Below are 21,655 nucleotides of genomic sequence, written 5' to 3' on the forward strand. Positions count from 1 at the left end.
TGGGCTTCCTTGCCTGTTCCATGCTAGCGACCCATCGAGTTCGGCACCACTGTTTCCCAATCGACAAGGCCCTCGACAGCTCATCATTTGGTCTAGCCTTGAGCGGTAGAGCGGGGTTTTCGGTTTACAAATGGAATGATTTTCCACAAAATCATTCTGGAGCAGTCACCTTTTCCCCTGTCCGGCTGGAAGGTGCCAGGGGGGCACCCAAGGCCCAACGAGGAGCTAGACCCAATGACGCAACGCATTTCTCGCCATCGCCTGCAGGTGGCCGCCGAGCTGGACCAGTTCATCACCGAACAGGCGCTGCCTGGCACGGGGATCGATGCCGATGCCTTCTGGAAGGGCGTCGATGCCATCTTCCACGACCTGACGCCGACCAACCAGGCCCTGCTGGCCGAGCGCGACGCGCTGCAGCAGAAACTCTCGGCCTGGCACAGTGAGCACCCGGGGCCGGTCAACGACATGGCCGCTTACCAGGCCTTCCTCAAGGAAATCGGCTATCTGGTCGATTCGCCGGCCAAGGTCGAGGTGACCACCGAAAACGTGGATCGCGAGATCGCTTCCCAGGCGGGCCCCCAGCTGGTGGTGCCGGTGAACAACGCACGCTACTCGCTGAACGCCGCCAACGCGCGTTGGGGTAGCCTCTACGACGCGCTGTATGGCACCGACGTGATCAGCGAAGAGGATGGCTGCGAGAAGGGCTCGAGCTTCAACCCCAAGCGCGGCGAGAAGGTCGTGGCTTACGCCCGCAATGTGCTGGACCAGGCGGCACCGCTGGCGACCGGCTCCCACCGTGACGCGGTCAAGTACTTCCTGCGCGATGGCCACCTGGTGGTGTCTCTGGACGGCGGCCGCGAGACCGGCCTGAAGGAGCCGGGCAAGCTGGTGGGCTACCAGGGCGACGCCTCCGCGCCGAGTGCCGTGCTGCTGTCCCACCATGGCCTGCATCTGGAAATCCAGGTCGATGACAGCCACCCCATCGGCAAGACCGACCCGGCCCACGTCAAGGACGTGGTGGTGGAAGCCGCGCTGACCTCCATCATGGACTGCGAAGACTCCGTGGCGGCGGTGGATGCCGAGGACAAGGTGGGCGTCTACGCCAGCTGGCTGGGCCTGATGAAGGGTGACCTCACCGCCGAGGTGGCCAAGGGCGGCAGTTCCTTCACCCGTCGCCTGAATCCGGATCGCGACTACGTCACGCCGGATGGTTCCGAGCTGACCCTGCCGGGACGCTCGCTACTGTTCGTGCGCAACGTGGGTCACCTGATGACCAACCCGGCAGTGCTCGACGCCGACGGCAACGAAATGCCCGAGGGCATTCTCGACGCCATCATGACGTCGCTGATCGCCCTGCATGACCTCAACAAGGGTGACGATCAGCCGCGCAACTCGCGCACCGGCTCCGTCTATATCGTCAAGCCGAAGATGCACGGTCCCAAGGAAGTGGCCTTCGCCAACACCCTGTTCGGGCGTGTCGAAGACCTGCTGGGCATGGCCCGCAATACCCTCAAGATGGGCATCATGGACGAGGAGCGCCGCACCTCGGTCAACCTCAAGGCCTGCATCAACGAGGCCACCAGCCGGGTGGTGTTCATCAACACCGGCTTCCTCGATCGCACCGGTGACGAGATGCACACCGCCATGGAGGCGGGCCCCATGCTGCGCAAGGGCGACATGAAGGGTGCCGACTGGATTCAGGCCTACGAGCGCAGCAACGTGCTGGTCGGACTGGCCTGTGGCCTGCGCGGACGCGCCCAGATCGGCAAGGGCATGTGGGCCATGCCGGACCTGATGGCGGCGATGATCGAGCAGAAGATCGGCCATCCCAAGTCGGGCGCCAACACCGCCTGGGTGCCGTCTCCCACCGCTGCAGCGCTGCATGCCCTGCACTACCACCAGGTCGACGTGGCCCAGGTCCAGCGCGAACTCGAGGAGCTGGACGAAAGCGAGCAGCGCGATGATCTGCTCAAGGCGCTGCTGACCGTGCCGGTGGTCGCTTCCGCCGACTGGAGCGACGACGAGATCCAGCAGGAGCTCGACAACAACTGTCAGGGCATCCTCGGCTACGTAGTGCGCTGGGTCGAGCAGGGCGTCGGCGCCTCCAAGGTGCCTGACATCCACAACGTGGGCCTGATGGAGGACCGCGCTACCCTGCGGATCTCCAGCCAGCACATCGCCAACTGGCTGTACCACGGCGTAGTCGACGCGGCGCGTGTGGAAGAGACGCTCAAGCGCATGGCCAAGGTGGTGGACGGTCAGAACGAAGGCGACCCGGCCTACACCCCGATGAGCCCTGACTTCGACAAGTCCACCGCCTTCCAGGCGGCCAGCGACCTGATCTTCAAGGGGCGTGAGCAGCCGGCCGGCTACACCGAGCCGCTGCTGCACCACTGGCGTCAGGTCCACAAGGCGAAGTAACACACTCGGGACGCCACCGAGTACGCCAAGCTAACGCCGCGATCCAGGCGGCGTTTCCCTGGACACACCCCCGGGCCTCCCCGGGGGTGTGTCGTTGTGTCGAGGGGAAAGCGCACAGCAGCGAGGGCGTTGAGGCGTCGTATCCGGGCTTGAGTTATGGTGAAGCTATCACGAGCCGGATTGCCTTCAGGGAGAGAACCATGACCGTGATGACCGCCGCCGCCATCGAGGATTTTCTGGACGACGTCTTTCCCCAGCGCATGGGCACCATTGAAGCCGTCTCGGAGATGCGGGCCACCATGAGCCTGGCCATCGAGGATGAACACTTGCGGCCCGGCGCCAGCGTCTCCGGCCCGACCATGATGGGACTGGCGGACGTCTGCCTGTACGTGGCCATCCTGGCCCAGATCGGACCGGAGCCCATGGCGGTCACTAGCAACCTCAACTGCCACTTTCTACGGCGTGCCCGGGGTGATCGCGATCTGATCGCCAACGCCCGCTTGATCAAGCTGGGACGCCGCCTGGCGGTGGGTGAGGTGGAGCTTTTTTCCGACGGAGACGAGGCGCCGGTGGCGCACGTGACCGCCACCTACGTACTGCCCGATAACGACTGAGAGGCTATCTCATGCGCGGGCTCGCCATAGTCCCCAGGCCAGCGCCAGCCAGCCAAGCAGCAACAGCACGCCGCCGAGCGGTGTGATCAGCCCCAGTGGGCCGAGCCCGACGCCGTAGAGCCCGGCCAGGGCCATGGCGTACAGCGAACCCGAGAACAGCAGGATACCGGCCGACCACAGCCTCAATGCCGTTAGCTGGGCGGCCAGCGGCTGCTGGGCGCGCCAGGCCAGCAGCGCCAGGCCTGCCAGGGTGTGCCAGGCCTGGTAGCGCACCCCGGTGGTAAAGGCGGCGGTCAGACGCTCGGGCAGGCGTCCGTCGAGACCATGGGCGGCGAAGGCGCCGAGCGCCACCATCAGGGCTCCTGACAGGGCGAGGGTAATCCACCAGTGACGATCCGGCATCGAGGCTCCTTGACGACGAGAGAGAGGAATCTGCCCTCAACCGTACCCCGCGGCGGCCCGAGCCGCTACAATGTTGCCCCCGCGACATCTTGATAATGAGGTGGCCATGCAGATTCAGCTAAATGGTGAGCCCCACGCCCTCGACCGCGAGCAGACCGTGGCGGAGTTGATCGACGCCCTGGGTCTGGGCGGGCGCCGCATCGCCGTCGAGCTCAACGAGGACATCCTGCCGCGCAGCCAGCACGGCGAGACCCGCCTGGCGGATGGCGATCGCATCGAGATCGTCCATGCCATCGGCGGCGGCTGAGGCGAACCACCCGCCAGCAGATACCGACGACTATAGAGGTGCCGCTCGAAGGCGGCCTGGTTCCGTTTCGTGAGAAGGACTTGAGCATGACCGACATCTTTCAGGACAGCCCGCTGCGGGTCGCCGACCACGCCTTTTCCTCGCGTCTCTTGGTGGGCACCGGCAAGTACAAGGACTTCGACGAGACCGGCGAGGCGATCGCCGCCAGTGGCGCCGATGTCGTGACCTTCGCGGTGCGTCGCACCAACCTGGGGCAGGAGGCCGGTGAGCCCAACCTGCTCGACGTGGTGCCGCCGGAGCGCTATACCCTGCTGCCCAATACCGCCGGTTGCTACAACGCCAAGGATGCCGTGCGCACCTGTCGGCTGGCGCGGGAACTGCTCGACGGCCACAAGCTGGTCAAGCTCGAGGTGCTGGGGGACGACAACACCCTCTATCCCAATGTGGTGGAGACCCTCAAGGCCGCCGAGACGCTGGTCGCCGATGGCTTCGACGTGATGGTCTACACCAGTGACGACCCCATCGTCGCCAGGGAACTCGAGGCCATCGGCTGCTGCGCGGTGATGCCGTTGGGCTCGCTGATCGGCTCCGGCCACGGCATCCAGAATCCGCACAATGTGCGCCTGATCATCGAGCAGGCCAAGGTCCCGGTGCTGATCGATGCCGGCATCGGCACCGCCTCCGAGGCAGCCCTGGCCATGGAACTCGGCTGTGACGGCGTGCTGATGAACTCCGCCATCGCCCACGCGCGCCAGCCGGTGCTGATGGCCGAGGCCATGAAGCATGCCGTGCAGGCGGGACGCCAGGCGTTTCTCGCCGGTCGCATGCCGCGTCGCGGCGCCGAGGCATCATCGCCGTTCGCCGGCCGCATCAACGCCTGAAGCCGGCAGGAGCGGCATGGCCCGGCCTGCCGCTCCTGCTCAGCTTTCTCGCCCTGACACTTTCACCACGCCCCCAGACATCATCATGACCGACCAAGATCGCCCCGACGAGGGCAAGACCACCGGCCCGGAAGGACCGGACGCACCGCTGCATCGCCGTGGTATCAAGAGCTATGTGCTGCGGGCCGGGCGCATGACCCAGGCGCAGACCCGTGGGCTTGAGGAAGTCTGGCCGCGGCTGGGACTGACCCTCGCCCAGGGGCGCCAGGACCTCGATGCGCTGTTCGGCCGCCAGGCGCCCAGGGTGGTCGAGATCGGCTTCGGCATGGGAGCGTCGCTGATCGAGCAGGCCGAGACCCATCCGGACACCGACTTCATCGGAATCGAGGTACACGCCCCGGGCGTCGGCAAGTTGCTCGACGAAGCCGACAAGCGTGGGCTGACCAACCTGCGGGTCTACCGCGAGGATGCCCTGGCGGTGCTGGAGCAGTGCCTGCCCGAGGGCAGTCTGACCACCCTGCAGCTGTTCTTCCCCGACCCCTGGCCGAAGAAGAAGCATCACAAGCGGCGCATCGTCCAGCCGGCGTTCGTCGAGCTGGTGCGGACTCGCCTGGCCAGCGGTGGAACCCTGCACATGGCCACCGACTGGGAAGCCTACGCCGAATGGATGGCCGAGGTGATGGAGGCAGCCCCGGGCTACCTCAATACCGCGACCCCGGAGACGGCGCCCTATGTGCCGCGTCCCGACTTTCGTCCGCTGACCAAGTTCGAGGCGCGGGGCGAACGGCTCGGTCACGGTGTCTGGGACCTGATCTTCCGCCGCGTCGACTGACGCCGGCATCGGCGGCGCGGCCCTGGCCGCGTCGCCCGGCCGCCAGCGCCCACAGGGCGCCACCCAGCGACAGCACCAGTCCCGCCAGGCCCAGCCCATCCGGGCGCTCGCCGAACAGCGAAAGCGTCATCAACAGCGTCACCGCCGGGGTCAGCGCGATCAGCGCCGAGGTCGGGGTCACCCCGAAGCGCCCCAGGCACGCCACGAAGAAGCCGTAGCCACCGAAGGTGGCCAGCACCACCAGCCAGCCAATGGTCAGCCAGGCGTCCAGCGTCGCCGGAGGCAGCGCCGGCAGGCCTGGTTCGAGCATCACCGCCGCCAGCATGAACACCAGCGTTGCCGCGCTCAGCTGCAGCGCCAGGCGGGTGATCAGTGACAGCGGCACCACACCGCCATTCTCCTCGCCGGGCCTGGCGGTCGCCGGCGGCGTCAGGATGCTGCCGATCGATACCGCGGCGACTGCGACCAGCGGCAGCAGGTAGGCCCACCAGGGGGCGCCGCCGACGCTGCGCATGTCGCCAGCGATCATCGCCATGGCGCCGAGCGTCGCTACCCCCATGCCCCACCATTGCGCGCTGTCGCTGCGCTCCTTGAGCAGGTGCCGTGCCAGTAGCGCCGCCGCCAGCGGCTGCAGCGCGCCGATCAGCGCCGCCACCGAGGCGCTCACACCTTCGGCCACCGCCACCAGCATCGTCAGCAGGTAGACGCCCACCGTCAGACCACCGGTCAGCAGCTCGTGGCCTGCCTGGCGCCAGCTCGGGCGATGCCCCGGATGGCCCAGACGACAGACGACCAGCATCCAGGCCAGCAGGGTCGCCAGGGCAAAGCGCCAGGCATAGAGCCCCATCACCGGCACGTCCAGGTCCACCGCCATGCGACTGCCGACGAAACCGCTGCTCCAGCAGACCACGAAGCCCGTGGCGACGATCAGGGCACCCGAGTGCTTGCCCAGTTGCCGGGGAAGCTGGTGGAGCAGGGGGATCAGGCGGGGTAGCAGCGTCTGCATGGGGCCTCCTTGAGCACGGGTGGATGACGGCAGCGCTGGATAGACGAAGCGCTGGATGAGCAGTCTGCCGTGGTGCTAGCCTTTCGAGTAGCGAAACGTTTTTCACGCTGACTTCAATAATATTGAAGTCTTCGGGTAGGGTGGTCTGGCGCCATAGGGGGAGTAACGATGACCGAGAACACGGGAGCGGCGCTGGATCTGGAGGCGCTGCGCAGCTTTGTGACGGTGGCCCAGCAGGGCAGTCTGGCGGCGGCGGCGGAGTTGCGACACCGCACCGTCAGTGCCTTGAGCATGCAGATCAAGCGCCTCGAGCAGCGTCTCGATGCGCGCCTGCTGATCCGTGGGCCGCGCGGAGTGTCGCCGTCGCCGGCCGGCGAGGCCTTGCTGCAGGAGGCGCGTGAGCTGCTGCGCCAGCACGACGGCCTGGTGGCGCGACTGACCGGACAGGGACTCAGCGGGCGGGTGCGCTTCGGCATGCCGGAGGGCTACGCCCCGCATCTGGTCGAGCAGGTGCTGCCTGACTTTCTGGCCAGCCACCCCAATGTGCTGCTGGAGGCGGTCACGGCGCCCAGCGGAGAGCTGGCCCGGCGCCTGGAGCGCGGTGAGCTGTCGCTGGCGGTGGCGCTGGACCGTCCGCATCAGCTGACCAATGGCGAAACGCTGTGGCAGACCTCGCCGGTGTGGGCGGCGTCCCGTGAGTTTCGCGTCGCCGACGAGGCGCCGTTACCGCTGGCGCTCCATCCGCTGGACTGCCCATTCCGCTCGCTCGGGGTCGAGGCCCTGGAGAGTCAGGGGCGCGACTGGTACGCGGTCTTCACCAGTACCAGCATCCATGCGGTGGAAAAGGCCGTGGAAGTCGGCCTGGCCGTGAGCATCCTCGATCGCCAGCGGCTGACGCCGCGCATGCGCGTGCTGGATGAGGCCGAGGGCCTGCCCCACCTGGGTACCAGTGACGCCTGCCTGTACTTCAGCCGGCGCATCGCCGCAGCCTCATGGCCGGCGGTGGAAGCCCTGGCGGGGCTCTTGCGCCAGCGTCTGAGCGGTGCAGGCCCCTGGGCTGCGAATAGTCGCGAGGCCAGGCCGCTGGCACTGGGGTGAGATGAACGAGAGCGGTGAGACGCAGGGAGCGGTGCGACGAACAGGAGCCAAGGCCTTGGGGGCGAGGCTGAACAGAAGCGTCGATGGCCAGAAAAAAGAAAACCGCTCCCGGGGGAGCGGTGAAAGGACCGTGACTAGCAATGAGGAGGAGAAACCAGATAGCGACTGGCAATGTCTGGTATCTGGTGTCGGCGGCTCATCAACGCCGACAACCTCAGCGTAAATCATTCTCATTTTCTTCGTCAAGCGTAACGAGAATATTTTTTATTAAGGCGGTGTGTCCGCTCACACTCGCTGGCTTTCTGCCAAGGGGAACGCATGCGAGGGGCGGCGCCAAGACAGCAGGCGAAACCGGGCGGAGGCTCGGGATGGCGGAATCAAGCGGTGGCAGGACGTCGTGGGCAACGAGGCGAAGGAGCGCTGGCCGCGGGACCGAACCAAGCGGCCATGAAAAAGCCGCTTCCAGAGGGAAGCGGCGAAAGGACCGTGACTAGCAATGAGGAGGAGAAACCAGATAGCGACTGGCAATGTCTGGTATCTGGCGCCGGCGACTCATCAACGCCGACAACCTCAGCGTAAATCATTCTCATTTGTTTCGTCAACACAAACGAGAATCTTTTTTAATAAAGCCTCGCCTGGCCCCTCAGGTCAGCTGCATCCACAGCGGCAGGCTGATCATCGCCGCCAGGGTCTGGGCGGTTATCAGTCCGGCCATCAGCTCAGCGTCACCACCCAGCTGGCGTGCCAGAATATAGGCGGAGGTGGCGGTGGGCAGGGCGGCGTACAGCAGCGCCACATCCTGGCTGACAGGGTCGAGGCCCAGCAACCACGCCAGCATCAGCACCAGCGCCGGCATCAGCACCAGCTTGACCAGGCTCGAGACCCACAGGCCAAGATCGCGCCTCAGCAGGGCCTGGGGTCGCAGTGCCACCCCTACGGCCACCAGCCCCAGCGGCAGCGCCGCTCGTCCCAGCAGCTCCAGGGTTCCTGCCGACCAGCCTGGCAGGCCGATCCCCGAGAGATTGAGCCCGATGCCGATCAGGCAGGCGAGGATCAGCGGGTTCTGGGCCAGGGCGAGCAGTGAGCGCCATAGACCCGAGCGGCCGAGGGTGCCCGCGGCGATAAAGGTCAGCACGCACAGCACATTGACCGTGGGAATCATCAGCGCCAGGGCCACCGCTGCCACCGTGGCGCCCTGGGGACCGTGCAGCGCAGCGGCGCCGGCGACGCCGACATAGGTGTTGAAGCGCACCGCGCCCTGGAAGACAGAGGTAAAGGCGGCGGCGTCGAGATTCAAACGGGGCTTGAGCCACCACAGCAGGGCGGAGAGCACCAGCATGGTGCCCAGCAGCACCAGGGCGAGCCTGGCCACCGGTACCTGGCTGATGTCCGCCCTGGCCAGGGTCGCCACCAGCATGGCGGGAAACAGCAGAAAGTAGATCAGGCGCTCCATGCGCGCCCAGAAGTCCCCGCCTGGGATGCGTCCGACACCCAGCACGGCGCCAAGCAGGATAAGCAGAAAAAGCGGGCCCAGGGCCGCAGTGATGGAGGCCATGTACGTTCCTTGTCCGGGCGAGGCCGGTGGCAGAATAGTGCGCCGTCGAGCGTGAGTAAGCGCGCGTTGACGGCTGCGACATTGTCGCGCAGGGGGCGTCGGAGTTTTGCTGATAAGCTTACCCTACGCCCATTCCCTTTGGAGGCAGCCCTCCGACATGCATTCGCGCCAGTCCCCAGCCTCGCGCGGCGCCCGTCGTCCTCGGCTTCGCCTGCTGATCACGGTGACCGTGGTCACCTTGCTGATCGCCCTATGGTACCTGCTGCGCTACGAGCTTGGCGATCACCAGGAGACGACCTGGTATCCGGCCGCGCCCGGCTGCGATCTGCACCAGGGGCCCTGCGGCGTCGGCCTCGAGGAGGATGAGCGGCTGACCCTGGCGATCCCGGTGGAGGGTGACATTCGCCCGCTGGAGTCGTTGCCCCTCGAAGTACGCATCGACGGCGTGGAAGCGCAGAACGTACGGGTGGTGTTCGAAGGGGTCGGCATGGACATGGGCGAGCATCGCTTCCACCTCGACGCCGTGCAAGGCGGCGAACCGGGCCGCTTTCAGGGGGTGGGACAGCTCGGCATCTGCACCCGTGAGCGCATGACCTGGCGTGCCCGGGTCAGCTTCGATGCGCCGCGTGGGCGTCTCGGAAGTACCTTCGATCTGGACGTGGAGCGAAGCCTGCCATGACCCGACGGCAACGACAGCAGCAACGACGACACGGCTTCGATCGACGGACCCTGGGGCTGGTCCTGGCGGCGGTGGTGATGCTGGCGGCGGCCCTGTTGTGGACCTTCAAGCCCTGGCAGCCCGTCGAGCAGGACGGGCTGGTCGCTGGTGAGATACGCCTGGCGTCGACCGTGGGCGATTTTGCGCTGAGTGATCTCGATGATGACCAGCTGGCGGTGATCTTCTTCGGCTACACCTGGTGTCCCGACGTCTGCCCCATGAGCCTGGCGGTGGTGCGCCAGGCGCGCCAGGCACTGCCCGAAGAGCAGCGTCGGCGGGTGGTGCCGTTGATGATTTCGGTGGACCCCGAGCGTGACACCCTGGAGCGGTTGTCGGAGTACCTTGAGGCCTTCGGCGACGACTTCATCGGCGCCACCGGTAGCCAGGCCGAGCTTGCCGATATCGGCGAGCGCTACGGCGTCGTCTGGCGCAAGGTCGAGACGCCGGAATCCGCCGTGGAGTATCTGGTGGATCACTCGGCCTCGCTCTATCTGGTGGACGCCAGCGGCGAAATCATCGAACGGGTATTGCATGCGCCGACCCCGGGGCCGCTCTCGGCGGCGCTGGATCGGGCGTTGAACTAACTTCCTGCCAAGCCTAGGCCTCTAGCCAAGCAGGCGCCTCAGGGCGCCTGCTGTAGCCTGTCGAGGGCGCTCAACCTGCCCACGCGCTTGGCAAATCCCTTGCCACGCCTCAGGGCGCTTCCTGCAGTCTATCGACCATTTGCATCAGGGCGCTGACCTGACGGCCGTCCCGGCTGTCGTGCAAAGGGTCGCGCTGCCACGTGCTCTCGCTGAACCCCCACCAGTCCCAGCATCCCTTGGGATTGGCCAGGCTTGCCTCGGCCTGGGGGTAGAGCACCACCAGGTCGTTGCTCTCGGCGTAACGGTTCAGGCCGCTTGCCCGGGTGAATGGCGTCGCTGCGCTTTCATCGTCGTCCACGCCCATCTGGCAGCCATGCAGCGCCACCACCAGTGCGCAGTCGCCGCTCTCGCACTGCTTCGGCAGATAGACAAAGCCGGTGTCGGCGAGTCCCTTGGCGTCGAACTCGCTCTGGTCGAAGGCCAGCAGGCGCTGGTCGTCGGCCTCGCCGGCAGGCGCCAGATCGTCCCACCACCAGCCCAGCGCCTCGCCGGCCAGGTCCAGGCCGCAGTCGAGCAGGAAGGGCGCACCGCCCTCTTCGCAGTCGGCCAGGCCCGCCTCGCCAGCGGCGTCCAGCGCCGGCCAGCCGTGCCCCGCACCGTCCTGAAACACCGTCTTCAGTTGATCATCGTCGGCGAGCCAGTCACGCCATTGTCGAGCGGCGGCGTGTCCGACGTCGGGATCGATGGTGCCATCGTCCTCACCGTGCCAGAGATACACCTTGAGGTCGTCGAGCGATTCAGCGCTACCCGCGCGATCGAGCTCGCGGTAGTCCGCAAGGCGGCTGTCGATCTCCGCCAGGTCGGGGTCGCCAAGGCGAGTGAACATGCACTGACCCAGCGCCACTCCCAGCTCGCCCCGGGCACAGCCCCAGGGGCCGGCGGCGACCAGCCCGAGTGCATCGAAGCGCTCGGGCCAGGCCACCGCCAGCTGCGCGGCCATGTAGCCGCCGGACGAGACACCGATGGTGGCCAGACGGTCCTTCGAGAGACCCAGCGCGGGCAGGGCGTCGGGGGAGTCGGCCGTGGCCTGAGGTGCCAGCACGAAAAACGCCAGCCCCGCGAGGAGGCTGGCGTTGGCACGACTAAGGTGAGTCATCGACTCAGCCTTCGTCGCTGGGGTTCACGTCAAGCAGCTCGACCTTGAAGATCAGGGTCTCGTTGGGGCCGATGGGGCCCTGGCCACGCGCGCCGTAGCCCAGCTCCGGCGGAATCACGACTTCCCAGGTGTCGCCCACGTTCATCATCTTCAGGGCTTCCTGCCAGCCCTCGATGACCTGGCCCACCTGGAAGGATACCGGCTCGCCGCGCTCGTAGGAGCTGTCGAACACGGTGCCGTCGATCAGCTTGCCTTCGTAGTTGACCTGCACGGTGTCGCCGGCCTCGGGGGAGGCGCCGTCACCTTCCTCGAGCTCCTTGTACTGCAGCCCGGAGTCGGTAGTGGTAACGCCGTCCTTGTCGGCGTTCTCGGCCATGTAGGCCTCGCCTTCCTGCTTGTTGGCGTCCGCCTGCTGGGCCATCTCTTCGGCACGTTGCTGCTGTTCTTCAGCGCGCTTGGCCATGGCCTCTTCCTGGAACTTGGTCAGGGCGGCGGCAATCTCCTCGTCGGTCATGTCGAGGCCGTCGTCGGCGAACACGTCCTTGATCGCCTCGCTGAAGGCATCCGTGTCGAGGTCTTCCACGTCTTGCTTGATGCTCTGGCCCAGGGTCACACCCAGGCTGTAGCTAAGCTTTTCCTGGTCGCTCTCGGGGGCGGAGAAGGCCATGGGAGCGGCGCCCAGCAGGGCGATCAGGGAGGCGGAAGTCAGCAGTGTCTTCATGGAAATCCTTGGCTGGCGCGTTGGCCGTAGTGTGAATGTCGTTGTTGTGACTGTAACAGGGGCAAAAGGGTTCCGCACCCGCCGCGCGTTACCCCCTACGAGGCAGGCCCGGGCATGACCCGGGCCTGTGGTTGCGGCTGCGTCTGTGCTAGCCGTGATGAGTGTGGCGCTAGACCACCAGGGTCGGACACTGCGCCGACCCCGACACCCGTTGGGCGACACTGCCCAGGATCAGGCTGGCGTCGCCGTTGGTGCCCTGGGCGCCGATCACGATCAGGTCGCACTCGCGCTTGCGAGCGAAGCGCACGATGGTGCGCGAGGGGCGGCCTCCCTTGACGAAGGCGCGCACCTTTTCCAGCGGCACCCCCAGTTCCACCGCGTGGTTCTTGGCGTGCACGGCGATCTCCGAGGCGTACTCCTTGAGGGCATCGTCGGGCAGGTCCAGCTTGTCCGGGCGAACCATCGACAGGGAGGCCTCGAGCAGACTGTGGTGCTTGAACACGCACAGGATGTAGAGCTCGGCGCCGGTCAGGTACTGCAGCCCCACGGCCTTCTCCAGCGCCTTGAGGGCGCCCTTGGAGCCGTCCACCGCCACCAGGATTCGATTGAACATCGGTCTCTCCTCAAGCTTGGTCTCCGCGCATCCGATAGACGCCGCCTAGCGGAAGGCGACGTCGCGCAGGAACAACGCAATCTGCGGGAACATGATCAGCAGGGCCGCGGCCAGGATCAGCAGGAACACGAACGGAGGTGTGCCCTTGATCACGTCCAGATAGGGCCGCTTGAAGATCGCGATGGCGGTGAAGATGTCGCAGCCGAAGGGTGGCGTCGCCGAGCCGATGGCCACTTGCAGGGTGATCAGGATACCCACCAGCACCGGGTCGAGTCCGGTGGCCTCGATGGCCGGCGCGAAGATCGGCGTCAGCACCAGGATGACCACGATCGGGTCGACGAACATGCAGGCGACGAAGAAGGCGATGCAGATGGCGATCAGCACACCCGTGGGACCCGCTTCGTTGATCCCGGCCGCCTCGAGCATGGCCTGCGGAATCTGGGCGAAGGAGATGATCCACGAGAAGCCGTTGCCCACGGCGACCAGGATGAACACCACCGCGGTGATCAGGCCGGTGGACTTGGCGATGGCGTAGATGTCGTTCATCTTCAGCGATCGGAACACCACGAACTCCAGCAGCACCGCGTAGAGCACGCAGGCCGCGGCGGCCTCGGTGGGGCTGAAGATGCCGCCGTAGATGCCGCCGACGATGATCACCGGGAAGCCCAGCGGCCACAGCGCCTGACGCACCGCGGAGAGACGCTCGCTCCAGGACGCCTTGGGCTCGGTGGGGACGTCGCGGATCACCGCGTAGAGCACGCAGTAGATGGAGAACATCAGCAGGATCAGCAGGCCTGGCCCGATGCCGGCGATGAACAGCTCGCCGATGGAGGTGCCCGAGATCACGCCATAGATGATCATGCCGATGCTGGGCGGGATCAGAAAGGCGATGTCACTCGAGTTGATGATCAACGCCAGGGTGAAGGAGTCGGAGTAGCCGGCCTTGAGCATGCGCGGGCGTAGCGGCGAGCCCACCGCCACCACGGTGGCCTGGGTCGAGCCGGACACGGCGCCGAACAGGGTGCAGGATGCCGCGGTGGATACCGCCAGGCCGCCCTTCACGTGGCCGATGAAGGCCATGACCATGTTGATCAGGCGCTCTGCCGACTGGCCGCGGGTCATGATGTCGGCGGCGAGGATGAACATCGGCACGGCGATCAGCGAGGCCGGCCGGATGCCCGCCATCATCTGCTGGATCAGCGTGTCCATCTGGTCCAGGCCGTTGAACATCATGAAGAAACCGATGACCGCCGCGGTGATCAGCGGGATCATCATGGGGAAGCCCAGCAACAGCAGGGCGATCATGGTGGTGACCATTATGGTTGTCATTGGGGCTGTCCTCCTGCTGCCGCCGTCGCGTCACTCATACTTCGGTCTCCGTATCCTTGTAGCCATCCAGCACGCCGGTCGACAGGTAGACGTCGCGGGAGGTCAGGTTCTTGATGGCGGTGAGCAGGTACTGGATACCGGTGATCAGAAAGCCCAACGGTACCCACAGGTAGATCCAGAAGATCGGGATGCCAAGGGCGGGCAGAATGCGCCCCTTGTCATACAGGTCGACGATGTAGATCACCGAGTAGTACAGCAGGAAGAACATCACCAGAGAGGTAAACAGGGAGATGAAGATCATCAATGCCTTGCGGCCACCCACCGGCAGGGCATCGTAGATCGCCGACATGCGAATATGGCGCCCGTGGCGCGCCGCATAGCCGATACCGGCAAAGGTGATCATTATGATCAGAATGCGGTTGATCTCGCCGCTGAAGAAGATGCTCTCGCCGAGCACGAAGCGGCCAACGACGTTGGCGATGGTATTGGCCGCCATCAGCAGCACACCCACTGCAAGAATGATGGCTTCCAGCTTGCTGATCCACGTATCGATGGTGCCCAGAAAACCAGGCAACCCCGAGTGGTAGTGCTGTTCGGATTCTTCTTCGGTCATGATGGGATCCTTGGTCGGGAATTCCGGGAGAAACGCACGTACCTGTATCGCAGCGTACGCCCTCTGGGTCGCGGTTCGCAGCCATCTGGTCAACGCTGGATGCACGCAGCGCGCCTGGCGTGGCGGCGACTGTCGGGTCGCTATTCAGGGCTCTGGAAACACAAAAGGGGCAGCCGGGTAGGGCTGCCCCTTTCGGGAGCGATGGCTCAGACGAGGATTACTCCTCGCCGGACTGAACCGCTTCCAGGTCAGCCTTGAACTGGTCGAGCAGTTCCTGACCGCCTTCACCGGTCATCTCGATGAACTTCTCCTCGACCTGCGGAGCGCGATCCTTGAAGGCCTGGATCTGTTCGTCGTCCAGGCGAGTCACGGTGACCTCGTCAGACGCTTCCTGGATCTTGCCGAGTGCTTCTTCGGCGAGGCCCTGGATGTGCTCGATGGTGGTGTCGTAGGCGGAGTCGGTGGCGTCCTGGACGAGTTGCTTGTCCTCGTCGGACAGGCCGTCATAGAAGTCCTGGTTGGCCATCATGGCGGTGGTGAACCAGCCGTGGCCGGTGAAGGTCAGGTTCGGGGAGACCTCGTACAGACCGCCGGACTCGATCCAGAAGATCGGGTTTTCCTGACCGTCGATGATACCGGTCTGCAGACCGCCGTAGACCTCGCCCCAGGGCAGCGGCGTGGGGGTCGCGCCGAAGGCGTCGTAGGTCTCCGCCAGCAGCGGGTTGGTCATGGTGCGGATCTTCTTGTTGTCGAAGTCCTCCGGCGAGGTAATCGGCTCGTCGGCGGTGACCACCATTTCCCCTTCCGGGTACATCTGCAGCAACTTCAGCCCGTGCTCGGCGTAGAGCTCGGGGAACATCTCGTTGATCGCCTTGCTCTCGTCGAAGAACTTCAGCACGGTTTCTTCGTCGGTGGGCAGCAGGTAGGGAATGAAGAAGATCTGGGCTTCGGGAATCAGCGCGCCGGTGAAGCCGGGAGACTGGTTGACGAACTGCAGGATGCCGTTCTGGGTCTGCTCCATGATGTCGTCGGATTCGCCCAGTTCGCCGAAGCGGTAGACCTGGACGGAATGGTCGGAATTCTCCTCGACGTACTGCTTGAACGCCTGGGCAAAGACGTCCTGGACATCGCCCTCGTACTCTTCGTGGGCGTAGCGCCAGTTGTCGGCCATGGCGGTGGAGGAAAGACCCAGCATCAGGGCGCCGATGCTGGCGGTGGTCAGCAGCTGTGTTGCCTTCATTCTTGTGGTTCCTCTGCAGGTGTTGGAGCTATGGGCGGATCGCGTTCGCCTGTTGTATTGCTTCGTGTCTCGCTTCGGAATCTCGGACCTTGTGCTATTGGCGCGAACAAGATCGATCATGCAAAAAATGCAGGAATTCTCATGCAGTTAACGTCAGGCTAGCGCGCTGCCGGAAGAGGGTCAAGCTGGCTTTCCACGCTTCTTATGGCCATAAGTTGCGTTTTTTTCTGCCGTTGTTGGCTAGAAAGCAGCACATTTTCTAGACCTTGGAGTCTGGCGGGTATCGGCGAGAAAGCCAGTTCGTTCAGGCTAATTTTCATGAGCATCTGCAGGCATTGTTGCTCGGCTTCGAGCTCCGCTTGCTTGATCCGCGAGCGAACGCTCGCCACCTGCGGGTCGGCTTGCGCCTGGGACTTCAGATCCCTGCGCAGTCGGCGCAGCGGTTGGGTGACCTCGCGCTGCCAGGCGGCGACCTCTGACGGCAGTGCACCTGCCTGGGCGCCCTGTTGATACAGCCAGCATCGCCACAACAGTTCACACACGTCCCAGCCGTGCTCATCCTGCAGCGTCAGGCAGGCTTGCTCGACGCCTGGCCGGGCATAGATTGCCAGGGCGAAGTCCCATAGCGGCGAAGTCGCCAGGCGAGGGCGCAGGCGAGCGGTGAATTCGGTAGAATCGGGGTCCAAGACGATATCCTTCTTTTATTAGAGAAGCTCGCGGGTGCCCGGCCCGGCGGGCTCATCCCGATGGAGCCGTGATGATTGCACTGCGCCAAGTAACCCTGCAACGCGGCGCCGAGCCGTTGTTCGAGGGTGCCGACCTGACCCTGCACGCCGGCCACAAGGCCGGTATCGTGGGCCCCAATGGCGCCGGCAAGTCCAGTCTGTTTGGCCTGATCCTCGGCGAGATCGGCGCCGACAAGGGCGCGGTCGAGATGAGTGGCGGCCAGCGCATTGCCCATATGGCGCAGGAAGTCGAGGCGCTGTCTCGCCCCATCATCGAGTACGTGCTCGACGGGGATGCGGAACTAAGGCGTACCGAGGCTGCCCTCGCCTCTGCCCAGGCCGACGGTGACCACCACCGTGAGGCCGAACTTCACGGCGCCATCGAGGCGCTGGACGGCTACAGCGCGCCAGCCCGCGCAGCCCAGCTGCTGGTCGGGCTGGGCTTCGCCCAGCACGATCTGGACAAGCCGCTGTCGGCGTTCTCCGGCGGTTGGCGCATGCGAGCCAACCTGGCGCGTACCCTGTTCATGCCCTCCGACGTGCTGCTGCTCGACGAGCCGACCAACCACCTGGACCTGGACGCCCTGCTGTGGCTAGAGCAGTGGCTGACGCGCTATCCCGGCACCCTGTTGCTGATCTCCCACGACCGCGACTTTCTCGATGCGGTGTGTGACCACATCGTGCACTTCGATCGTCGCAGCCTGGTGCTCTATCGGGGCAACTACACCACCTTCGAGCGGACCCGGGCCGAGAAGCTGGCGCTGCAGCAGGCCCAGGCCGAGAAGCAGCAGGCGCGTCGCGAGGAAATCGAGAAGTTTGTCGCCCGCTTTCGCTACAAGGCGACCAAGGCGCGCCAGGCCCAGAGCCGACTGAAGATGCTCGAGCGCATGGGCGACATCGCCCTGGCCCATGTCGATTCCCCCTTTCACTTTACCCTGCCGGCGGCGGACAAGACGTCTCATCCGCTGCTGGTGATCGATGACGCCAGCCTGGGCTATCGTCGCGAGGACGGCAGCGAGCGCACCCAGCTGTCCGACGTGAAGCTGACTCTGCTGCCGGGACAGCGCATCGGTCTGCTCGGTCCCAATGGCGCGGGCAAGTCGACCCTGATCAAGTCGCTGACCGGCGATCTGCCGTTGCTCTCTGGCCGTCGGGTGCCCGGCGAGCACCTGGCGGTGGGCTACTTCGCCCAGCACCAGCTCGAAGGGCTCGATCTCAAGGCGACCCCCTTCACCCACGTGCAGCGCCTGTCGCCCCAGGCCGCCGACAGCGATATCCGCACCTTCCTGGGTGGCTTCGGCTTTCCGGGAGACGACGTGTTTGCCCGGGTCGAGCTGTTCTCCGGCGGCGAGAAGGCACGCCTGGCGCTGGCCCTGATTGCCTGGCAGAAGCCCAACCTGCTGCTGCTCGACGAGCCGACCAACCACCTGGACCTGGAGATGCGCGAGGCGCTGACCGAGGCGTTGGCGTCGTTCGAAGGGACGGTGATCGTGGTATCCCACGACCGCCACCTGCTCAAGGCCACCGTCGACGAGTTCTGGAAGGTCGCCGACCATCGGGTCGAACCCTTCGATGGCGACCTGGAGGATTACCGGGCCTGGCTCAAGTCACGCCTGGAAAGTGATCGTCGCGCGGCCAGGGAAGACAAGGCCGACAGGGCCGAGGCTGGCCAGGCCGCCCCGCGGGAGGATCGCAAGGCCTCGCGCCGTGCCGCCGCCGAGCTGCGCGAGAAGCTCAGGCCCTTGAAGCGCGAGCGGGACAAGGCCGAAAAGGCCATGGAGAAGGTCCAGGCTGAACTCGGCGAGGTGGAAGCGCAGCTCGGCGACGCCGAGCTCTACACCGATGCGGCGCGCAAGCAGGAACTGACCGACTGTCTGGCGCGCCAGGGCGAGCTCAAGGCGCGCCTCGAGGAGCTGGAGGCCGACTGGCTCGCCGCCGAAGAGGCGCTCGAGGAAATGAACGAGGCGCTGTCGGGCTGAGCCACGCTCGGTTCGATAGCGCCTCGGGTCGTCGGGTCGCCCGATAGCCGGGGCGAGTGGGCGTGGCGAACGGCTATTGCGAGTCGCACCGGGGTGAGGCGGGCACGCTTGCGGGAGCCGTGTCGCTGGCTTCCATGCGCGCGGCCAGCCGCTCGCGCTCGGCCTGCTCATCGGCCAGGCTCTTGTGAGGCAGCAGCAGATTGAGCAGCACGGCGGTGAGCGCCGCCACCACCACGGGTGATCCACCGATCGCCATCTCGATCGTGTCCGGCAGCGCGGCGATGGCCTGCGGCGCCGCGGCGAGCCCGAGGCCCAGCGCCAGCGCCAGGCTGGCGATGGTCATGTTGCGCCCGGACAGCTCGTCGCGGGTCAGCAGCTGGATACCGGTCATGGTGATCATGCCGAACACCGTGATGGTGGCGCCACCGAGCACCGGATAGGGAATGGTGGTCATCAGCGCGCCGAACTTCGGCATCAGTCCCGCCGCCAGCAGAAACAGCGCCGCCAGTGCCAGCACCGAACGACTGATGACCTTGGTCATGGCGACGATACCGACGTTCTGGCTGAACGACGCCGTCGGCAGAGCCGCGAACAGGGCACCGACCAGAGTGCACAGGCCGTTGCCCAGCAAGCCCCCGGACAGCTCCCGATGGCCCAGCTCGCGATTCATGCCACCGATGGTGGTAGCGGATAGATCACCGATGGTCTGCACCGAATTGACCACGCAGATGATCACCATGGACAGGATCGCCACCGGCGCGAATTCGAGCGTCACGGGGAGCGGGCGCGGCGCACTGAACCAGGCAGCCTGATGCACCGCAGTGAAGTCCACCATGCCCAGCGCGAGTGCCAGCGCGTAGCCCACCACGATGCCGCAGATGATCGCGGCGAGCTTGATGAAGCCCCGCCCGAACTGGGAAATCGCCAGCACCACGGCCAGAGTGACCAGTGCCACCAGCCACTGCCTGCCGCCACCGTAGTCAGCGCTGCCCTTGCCCCCGGCCATGTAGTGGATGGCGATGTCGTAGAGCGACAGGCCGATCACCAGCACCACCACCCCCGCCACCACCGGCGGAAACAGGTGACGCAGCGGGCGTATACCGAACCCGACCAGCAGCATCGCCGTGCCGCCGATCAACTGGGCGCCGAGGATGCCGCCGAGGCCATACTGGGCGCCCACGGCGGTCAGGGTGGGCACGTAGGCAAAGCCGACACCGAAGATGGTCGGCAGGCGGGCACCGAAGCGCCAGACGCCGAACAGCTGGATCAGCGTCGACAGCGCCGAGGCCACCAGCGAGATCTGGATCAGCAGCAGGGTTTCGGCGGTGGAGGCGCCGATGGCACCGGAGACGATGATCGGCACCGTGATGGTACCCATGATCATGGCGAGGATGTGTTGCAGCGACAGTGGCAGGGCACGGCTCAGTGGTGGCCGGCCGTGGAAGTCGAAGACCGAGACGCTGGCGGGGTAGCGGGCGTTGCTCATGGATACGATCACCGGTTGTTTTTGTATACAGGTGATTGTGGTAAATGTTTCCATAAACATCAAGGTGAGACGGGATTAGACGAGAGAGCCTGGTTTACCGCCCCGCCGACATCGCGTTGCGATCGGGCTTACGAAGATCAGAAAGGTGGCAGGTCGCCGCGTTCGCTGCCTATTGGCGCTCGGCTCTCGGCTGTCGGTGTCAGCTTTCGAGCAGAAAGGTCACCGGCCCGTCGTTTATCAATGCCACCTGCATATTGGCGCCGAACTCGCCGCTGGCCACCGGCGCATGGCGCTGGCGGGCCTGGTCGAGCAGGTAGTGAAACAGACGATCGCCTTCGGCCGGCGGCGCCGCGCTGGAGAAGCTGGGGCGCAGCCCCTTGCGGGTATCCGCGGCCAGGGTGAACTGGGATACCAGCAAGAGGCCACCGCCGGCCTGCTGCACATTGAGATTCATCTTGTCCTGGTCATCGGCGAACACGCGATAGTGCAGCAGCTTGTGCAACAGGCGGTCGGCCGAGGCCTCGTCATCGCCTTTTTCCACCCCGACCAGGGCCAGCAGGCCGTGGTCGATGGCGCCGACGGTGCGATCTTCGACCTCGACACTGGCACGGCGGACACGTTGGATCAGAGCTTTCATGCAGGGCTTCCTCTGGCAACAGGTGGGGGATTGCACACAGCAGGGCCCGCTAGCCTAGCACGGGCCTGCCTGGCCAGGGAGGCGCCGGCGTCAGCGCCCCAGCAGAGCGTCGCGGAAGTCGCGGTCCAGGGGATCTTCACCGAGCCAGATGGCGAACATGGCGTTGGCAAGCGCCTTGTCGTTGGAGCGGTACAGCGGGGCACCATTGAGCGCCAGGATCAGGCTCTCGCCATCCCAGGTCAGCGAATAGCGGTCGCCCGGCGCGACCGAGCGATAGCTGTCGACCAGCGCGGTCAGCGGGCGGCGAATCGACGGAAAGTCCACGGCACCGACCTGCTCGCGTACGGTCTCGAGGGTGGTGCTGGCGAAGTCATCGGCCTCGATGGCATGGAAGTAGTGCAGCACCAGCCGGCGCGGGACGTCGGACTCGGGAGCGGGGCGGGGGTACCCCGCGGCCTGGTAGTAGGCGCCGGCGTAGGCGTCCCACACCAGATAGGTGAAGAGCCCGTGGCCGATCATCTCGTAGCGTCGGCCGTCGTCGATCTGGGTGGCAAAGCTCGCGCTCTTGACGCTGACCTGCTGCGTCGACGTCTGGGCGTTGGCCTCGGGGGGCGCGGCCATGGTCAGGGTCAGACAGGTGATCAGGCTGACGGCGGCAAGCAGCCGAACCAGCGGGTGCTGTCGGGGTTGTCGCGAAGGCATGATGAAACTCCCGTGACATGATATTGTACACATCAT

General features: G+C 65.6%; 21 protein-coding genes and 1 pseudogene. 9 read left to right on the forward strand and 13 right to left on the reverse strand.

The genetic code is table 11. From position 1 onward, the window contains the following. Positions 1-234 precede the first annotated feature (234 nt). Complete coding sequence (locus NFI08_RS06345; protein WP_349588100.1) at positions 235-2,421, forward strand: malate synthase G; 2,187 nt, start codon at positions 235-237, stop codon at positions 2,419-2,421. A 200-nt stretch (positions 2,422-2,621) separates the two neighbouring features. Further along, entirely contained in the window at positions 2,622-3,035 is a 414-nt protein-coding gene (locus NFI08_RS06350; RefSeq protein ID WP_045993913.1) for a PaaI family thioesterase, read from the forward strand. 9 nt (positions 3,036-3,044) lie between these two features. Here NFI08_RS06350 and NFI08_RS06355 read toward each other — a convergent pair whose 3' ends face one another. Then, positions 3,045-3,437 (reverse strand): DUF423 domain-containing protein, encoded by a 393-nt coding sequence (locus tag NFI08_RS06355; protein WP_349588102.1) that lies wholly within the window; start codon positions 3,435-3,437, stop codon positions 3,045-3,047. Positions 3,438-3,543: 106 nt separating this feature from the next. On the opposite strand from NFI08_RS06355, the gene thiS reads away from it, so the two are divergent. From thiS to trmB, 3 genes are all read left to right on the forward strand, one after another. Further along, positions 3,544-3,744, forward strand: coding sequence for a sulfur carrier protein ThiS (gene thiS, locus NFI08_RS06360; RefSeq protein ID WP_181248714.1), 201 nt, complete (start codon positions 3,544-3,546; stop codon positions 3,742-3,744). 86 nt (positions 3,745-3,830) lie between these two features. Beyond that, on the forward strand, positions 3,831-4,625 hold the full coding sequence (locus NFI08_RS06365) for a thiazole synthase (RefSeq protein WP_045993915.1): 795 nt from the start codon (positions 3,831-3,833) through the stop codon (positions 4,623-4,625). A gap of 85 nt (positions 4,626-4,710) precedes the next feature. Next, a complete protein-coding gene (gene trmB, locus NFI08_RS06370) occupies positions 4,711-5,457 on the forward strand; it encodes a tRNA (guanosine(46)-N7)-methyltransferase TrmB (RefSeq protein WP_045993958.1) in 747 nt (248 codons plus the stop codon). Positions 5,458-5,515: 58 nt separating this feature from the next. Here trmB and NFI08_RS06375 read toward each other — a convergent pair. Continuing rightward, positions 5,516-6,463 (reverse strand): annotated as a pseudogene (locus NFI08_RS06375) (DMT family transporter); the annotation flags it as partial. Positions 6,464-6,631: 168 nt separating this feature from the next. On the opposite strand from NFI08_RS06375, the gene NFI08_RS06380 reads away from it, so the two are divergent. Beyond that, positions 6,632-7,561: a LysR family transcriptional regulator gene (locus tag NFI08_RS06380; protein ID WP_045993916.1), complete on the forward strand. Its 930-nt coding sequence runs from the start codon at positions 6,632-6,634 to the stop codon at positions 7,559-7,561. Between the two features lie 643 nt (positions 7,562-8,204). Here NFI08_RS06380 and NFI08_RS06385 read toward each other — a convergent pair. Continuing rightward, positions 8,205-9,116, reverse strand: a complete 912-nt coding sequence (locus NFI08_RS06385; RefSeq protein ID WP_045993917.1) for an AEC family transporter — start codon at positions 9,114-9,116, stop codon at positions 8,205-8,207. Between the two features lie 157 nt (positions 9,117-9,273). On the opposite strand from NFI08_RS06385, the gene NFI08_RS06390 reads away from it, so the two are divergent. Together NFI08_RS06390 and NFI08_RS06395 are read left to right on the forward strand one after the other, a co-directional pair. Then, positions 9,274-9,795, forward strand: coding sequence for a hypothetical protein (locus tag NFI08_RS06390; RefSeq protein ID WP_045993918.1), 522 nt, complete (start codon positions 9,274-9,276; stop codon positions 9,793-9,795). Beyond that, complete coding sequence (locus NFI08_RS06395) at positions 9,792-10,418, forward strand: SCO family protein (RefSeq protein ID WP_045993919.1); 627 nt, start codon at positions 9,792-9,794, stop codon at positions 10,416-10,418. The genes NFI08_RS06390 and NFI08_RS06395 overlap by 4 nt, the downstream gene beginning before the upstream one ends. Before the next feature lie 109 nt (positions 10,419-10,527). Here the strand turns inward: NFI08_RS06395 and NFI08_RS06400 are convergent, their stop codons facing one another. The 7 genes from NFI08_RS06400 to NFI08_RS06430 all read right to left on the reverse strand — a co-directional run bounded on the left by NFI08_RS06400 (position 10,528) and on the right by NFI08_RS06430 (position 16,776). After that, on the reverse strand, positions 10,528-11,574 hold the full coding sequence (locus NFI08_RS06400) for an alpha/beta hydrolase family protein (RefSeq protein ID WP_045993920.1): 1,047 nt from the start codon (positions 11,572-11,574) through the stop codon (positions 10,528-10,530). Between the two features lie 4 nt (positions 11,575-11,578). After that, positions 11,579-12,295, reverse strand: coding sequence for a BamJ family beta-barrel-assembly machinery protein (gene bamJ / locus NFI08_RS06405; RefSeq protein ID WP_045993921.1), 717 nt, complete (start codon positions 12,293-12,295; stop codon positions 11,579-11,581). A 169-nt stretch (positions 12,296-12,464) separates the two neighbouring features. Further along, entirely contained in the window at positions 12,465-12,908 is a 444-nt protein-coding gene (locus NFI08_RS06410; protein ID WP_045993922.1) for a universal stress protein, read from the reverse strand. Positions 12,909-12,953: 45 nt separating this feature from the next. After that, a complete protein-coding gene (locus NFI08_RS06415; RefSeq protein WP_045993923.1) occupies positions 12,954-14,237 on the reverse strand; it encodes a TRAP transporter large permease in 1,284 nt (427 codons plus the stop codon). A gap of 34 nt (positions 14,238-14,271) precedes the next feature. Further along, complete coding sequence (locus NFI08_RS06420) at positions 14,272-14,850, reverse strand: TRAP transporter small permease (RefSeq protein ID WP_045993924.1); 579 nt, start codon at positions 14,848-14,850, stop codon at positions 14,272-14,274. A gap of 217 nt (positions 14,851-15,067) precedes the next feature. Continuing rightward, complete coding sequence (locus NFI08_RS06425) at positions 15,068-16,090, reverse strand: TRAP transporter substrate-binding protein (protein WP_045993925.1); 1,023 nt, start codon at positions 16,088-16,090, stop codon at positions 15,068-15,070. Positions 16,091-16,248: 158 nt separating this feature from the next. Further along, the gene (locus NFI08_RS06430; protein WP_045993926.1) at positions 16,249-16,776 is read right to left on the reverse strand and encodes a TIGR02444 family protein; all 528 of its coding nucleotides are present in this window, start codon (positions 16,774-16,776) and stop codon (positions 16,249-16,251) included. A gap of 71 nt (positions 16,777-16,847) precedes the next feature. On the opposite strand from NFI08_RS06430, the gene NFI08_RS06435 reads away from it, so the two are divergent. After that, entirely contained in the window at positions 16,848-18,794 is a 1,947-nt protein-coding gene (locus tag NFI08_RS06435; protein ID WP_045993927.1) for an ATP-binding cassette domain-containing protein, read from the forward strand. 73 nt (positions 18,795-18,867) lie between these two features. Here NFI08_RS06435 and NFI08_RS06440 read toward each other — a convergent pair whose 3' ends face one another. From NFI08_RS06440 to NFI08_RS06450, 3 genes are all read right to left on the reverse strand, one after another. Continuing rightward, complete coding sequence (locus tag NFI08_RS06440; RefSeq protein WP_349588113.1) at positions 18,868-20,280, reverse strand: uracil-xanthine permease family protein; 1,413 nt, start codon at positions 20,278-20,280, stop codon at positions 18,868-18,870. Between the two features lie 199 nt (positions 20,281-20,479). After that, a complete protein-coding gene (gene dtd, locus NFI08_RS06445) occupies positions 20,480-20,917 on the reverse strand; it encodes a D-aminoacyl-tRNA deacylase (protein WP_045993928.1) in 438 nt (145 codons plus the stop codon). A gap of 90 nt (positions 20,918-21,007) precedes the next feature. Then, the gene (locus tag NFI08_RS06450; protein WP_052704448.1) at positions 21,008-21,619 is read right to left on the reverse strand and encodes a chalcone isomerase family protein; all 612 of its coding nucleotides are present in this window, start codon (positions 21,617-21,619) and stop codon (positions 21,008-21,010) included. Positions 21,620-21,655 lie beyond the last annotated feature (36 nt).

The organism is Halomonas sp. EF61, assembly GCF_040147045.1.
GTDB classification, from domain to species: domain Bacteria; phylum Pseudomonadota; class Gammaproteobacteria; order Pseudomonadales; family Halomonadaceae; genus Halomonas; species Halomonas litopenaei.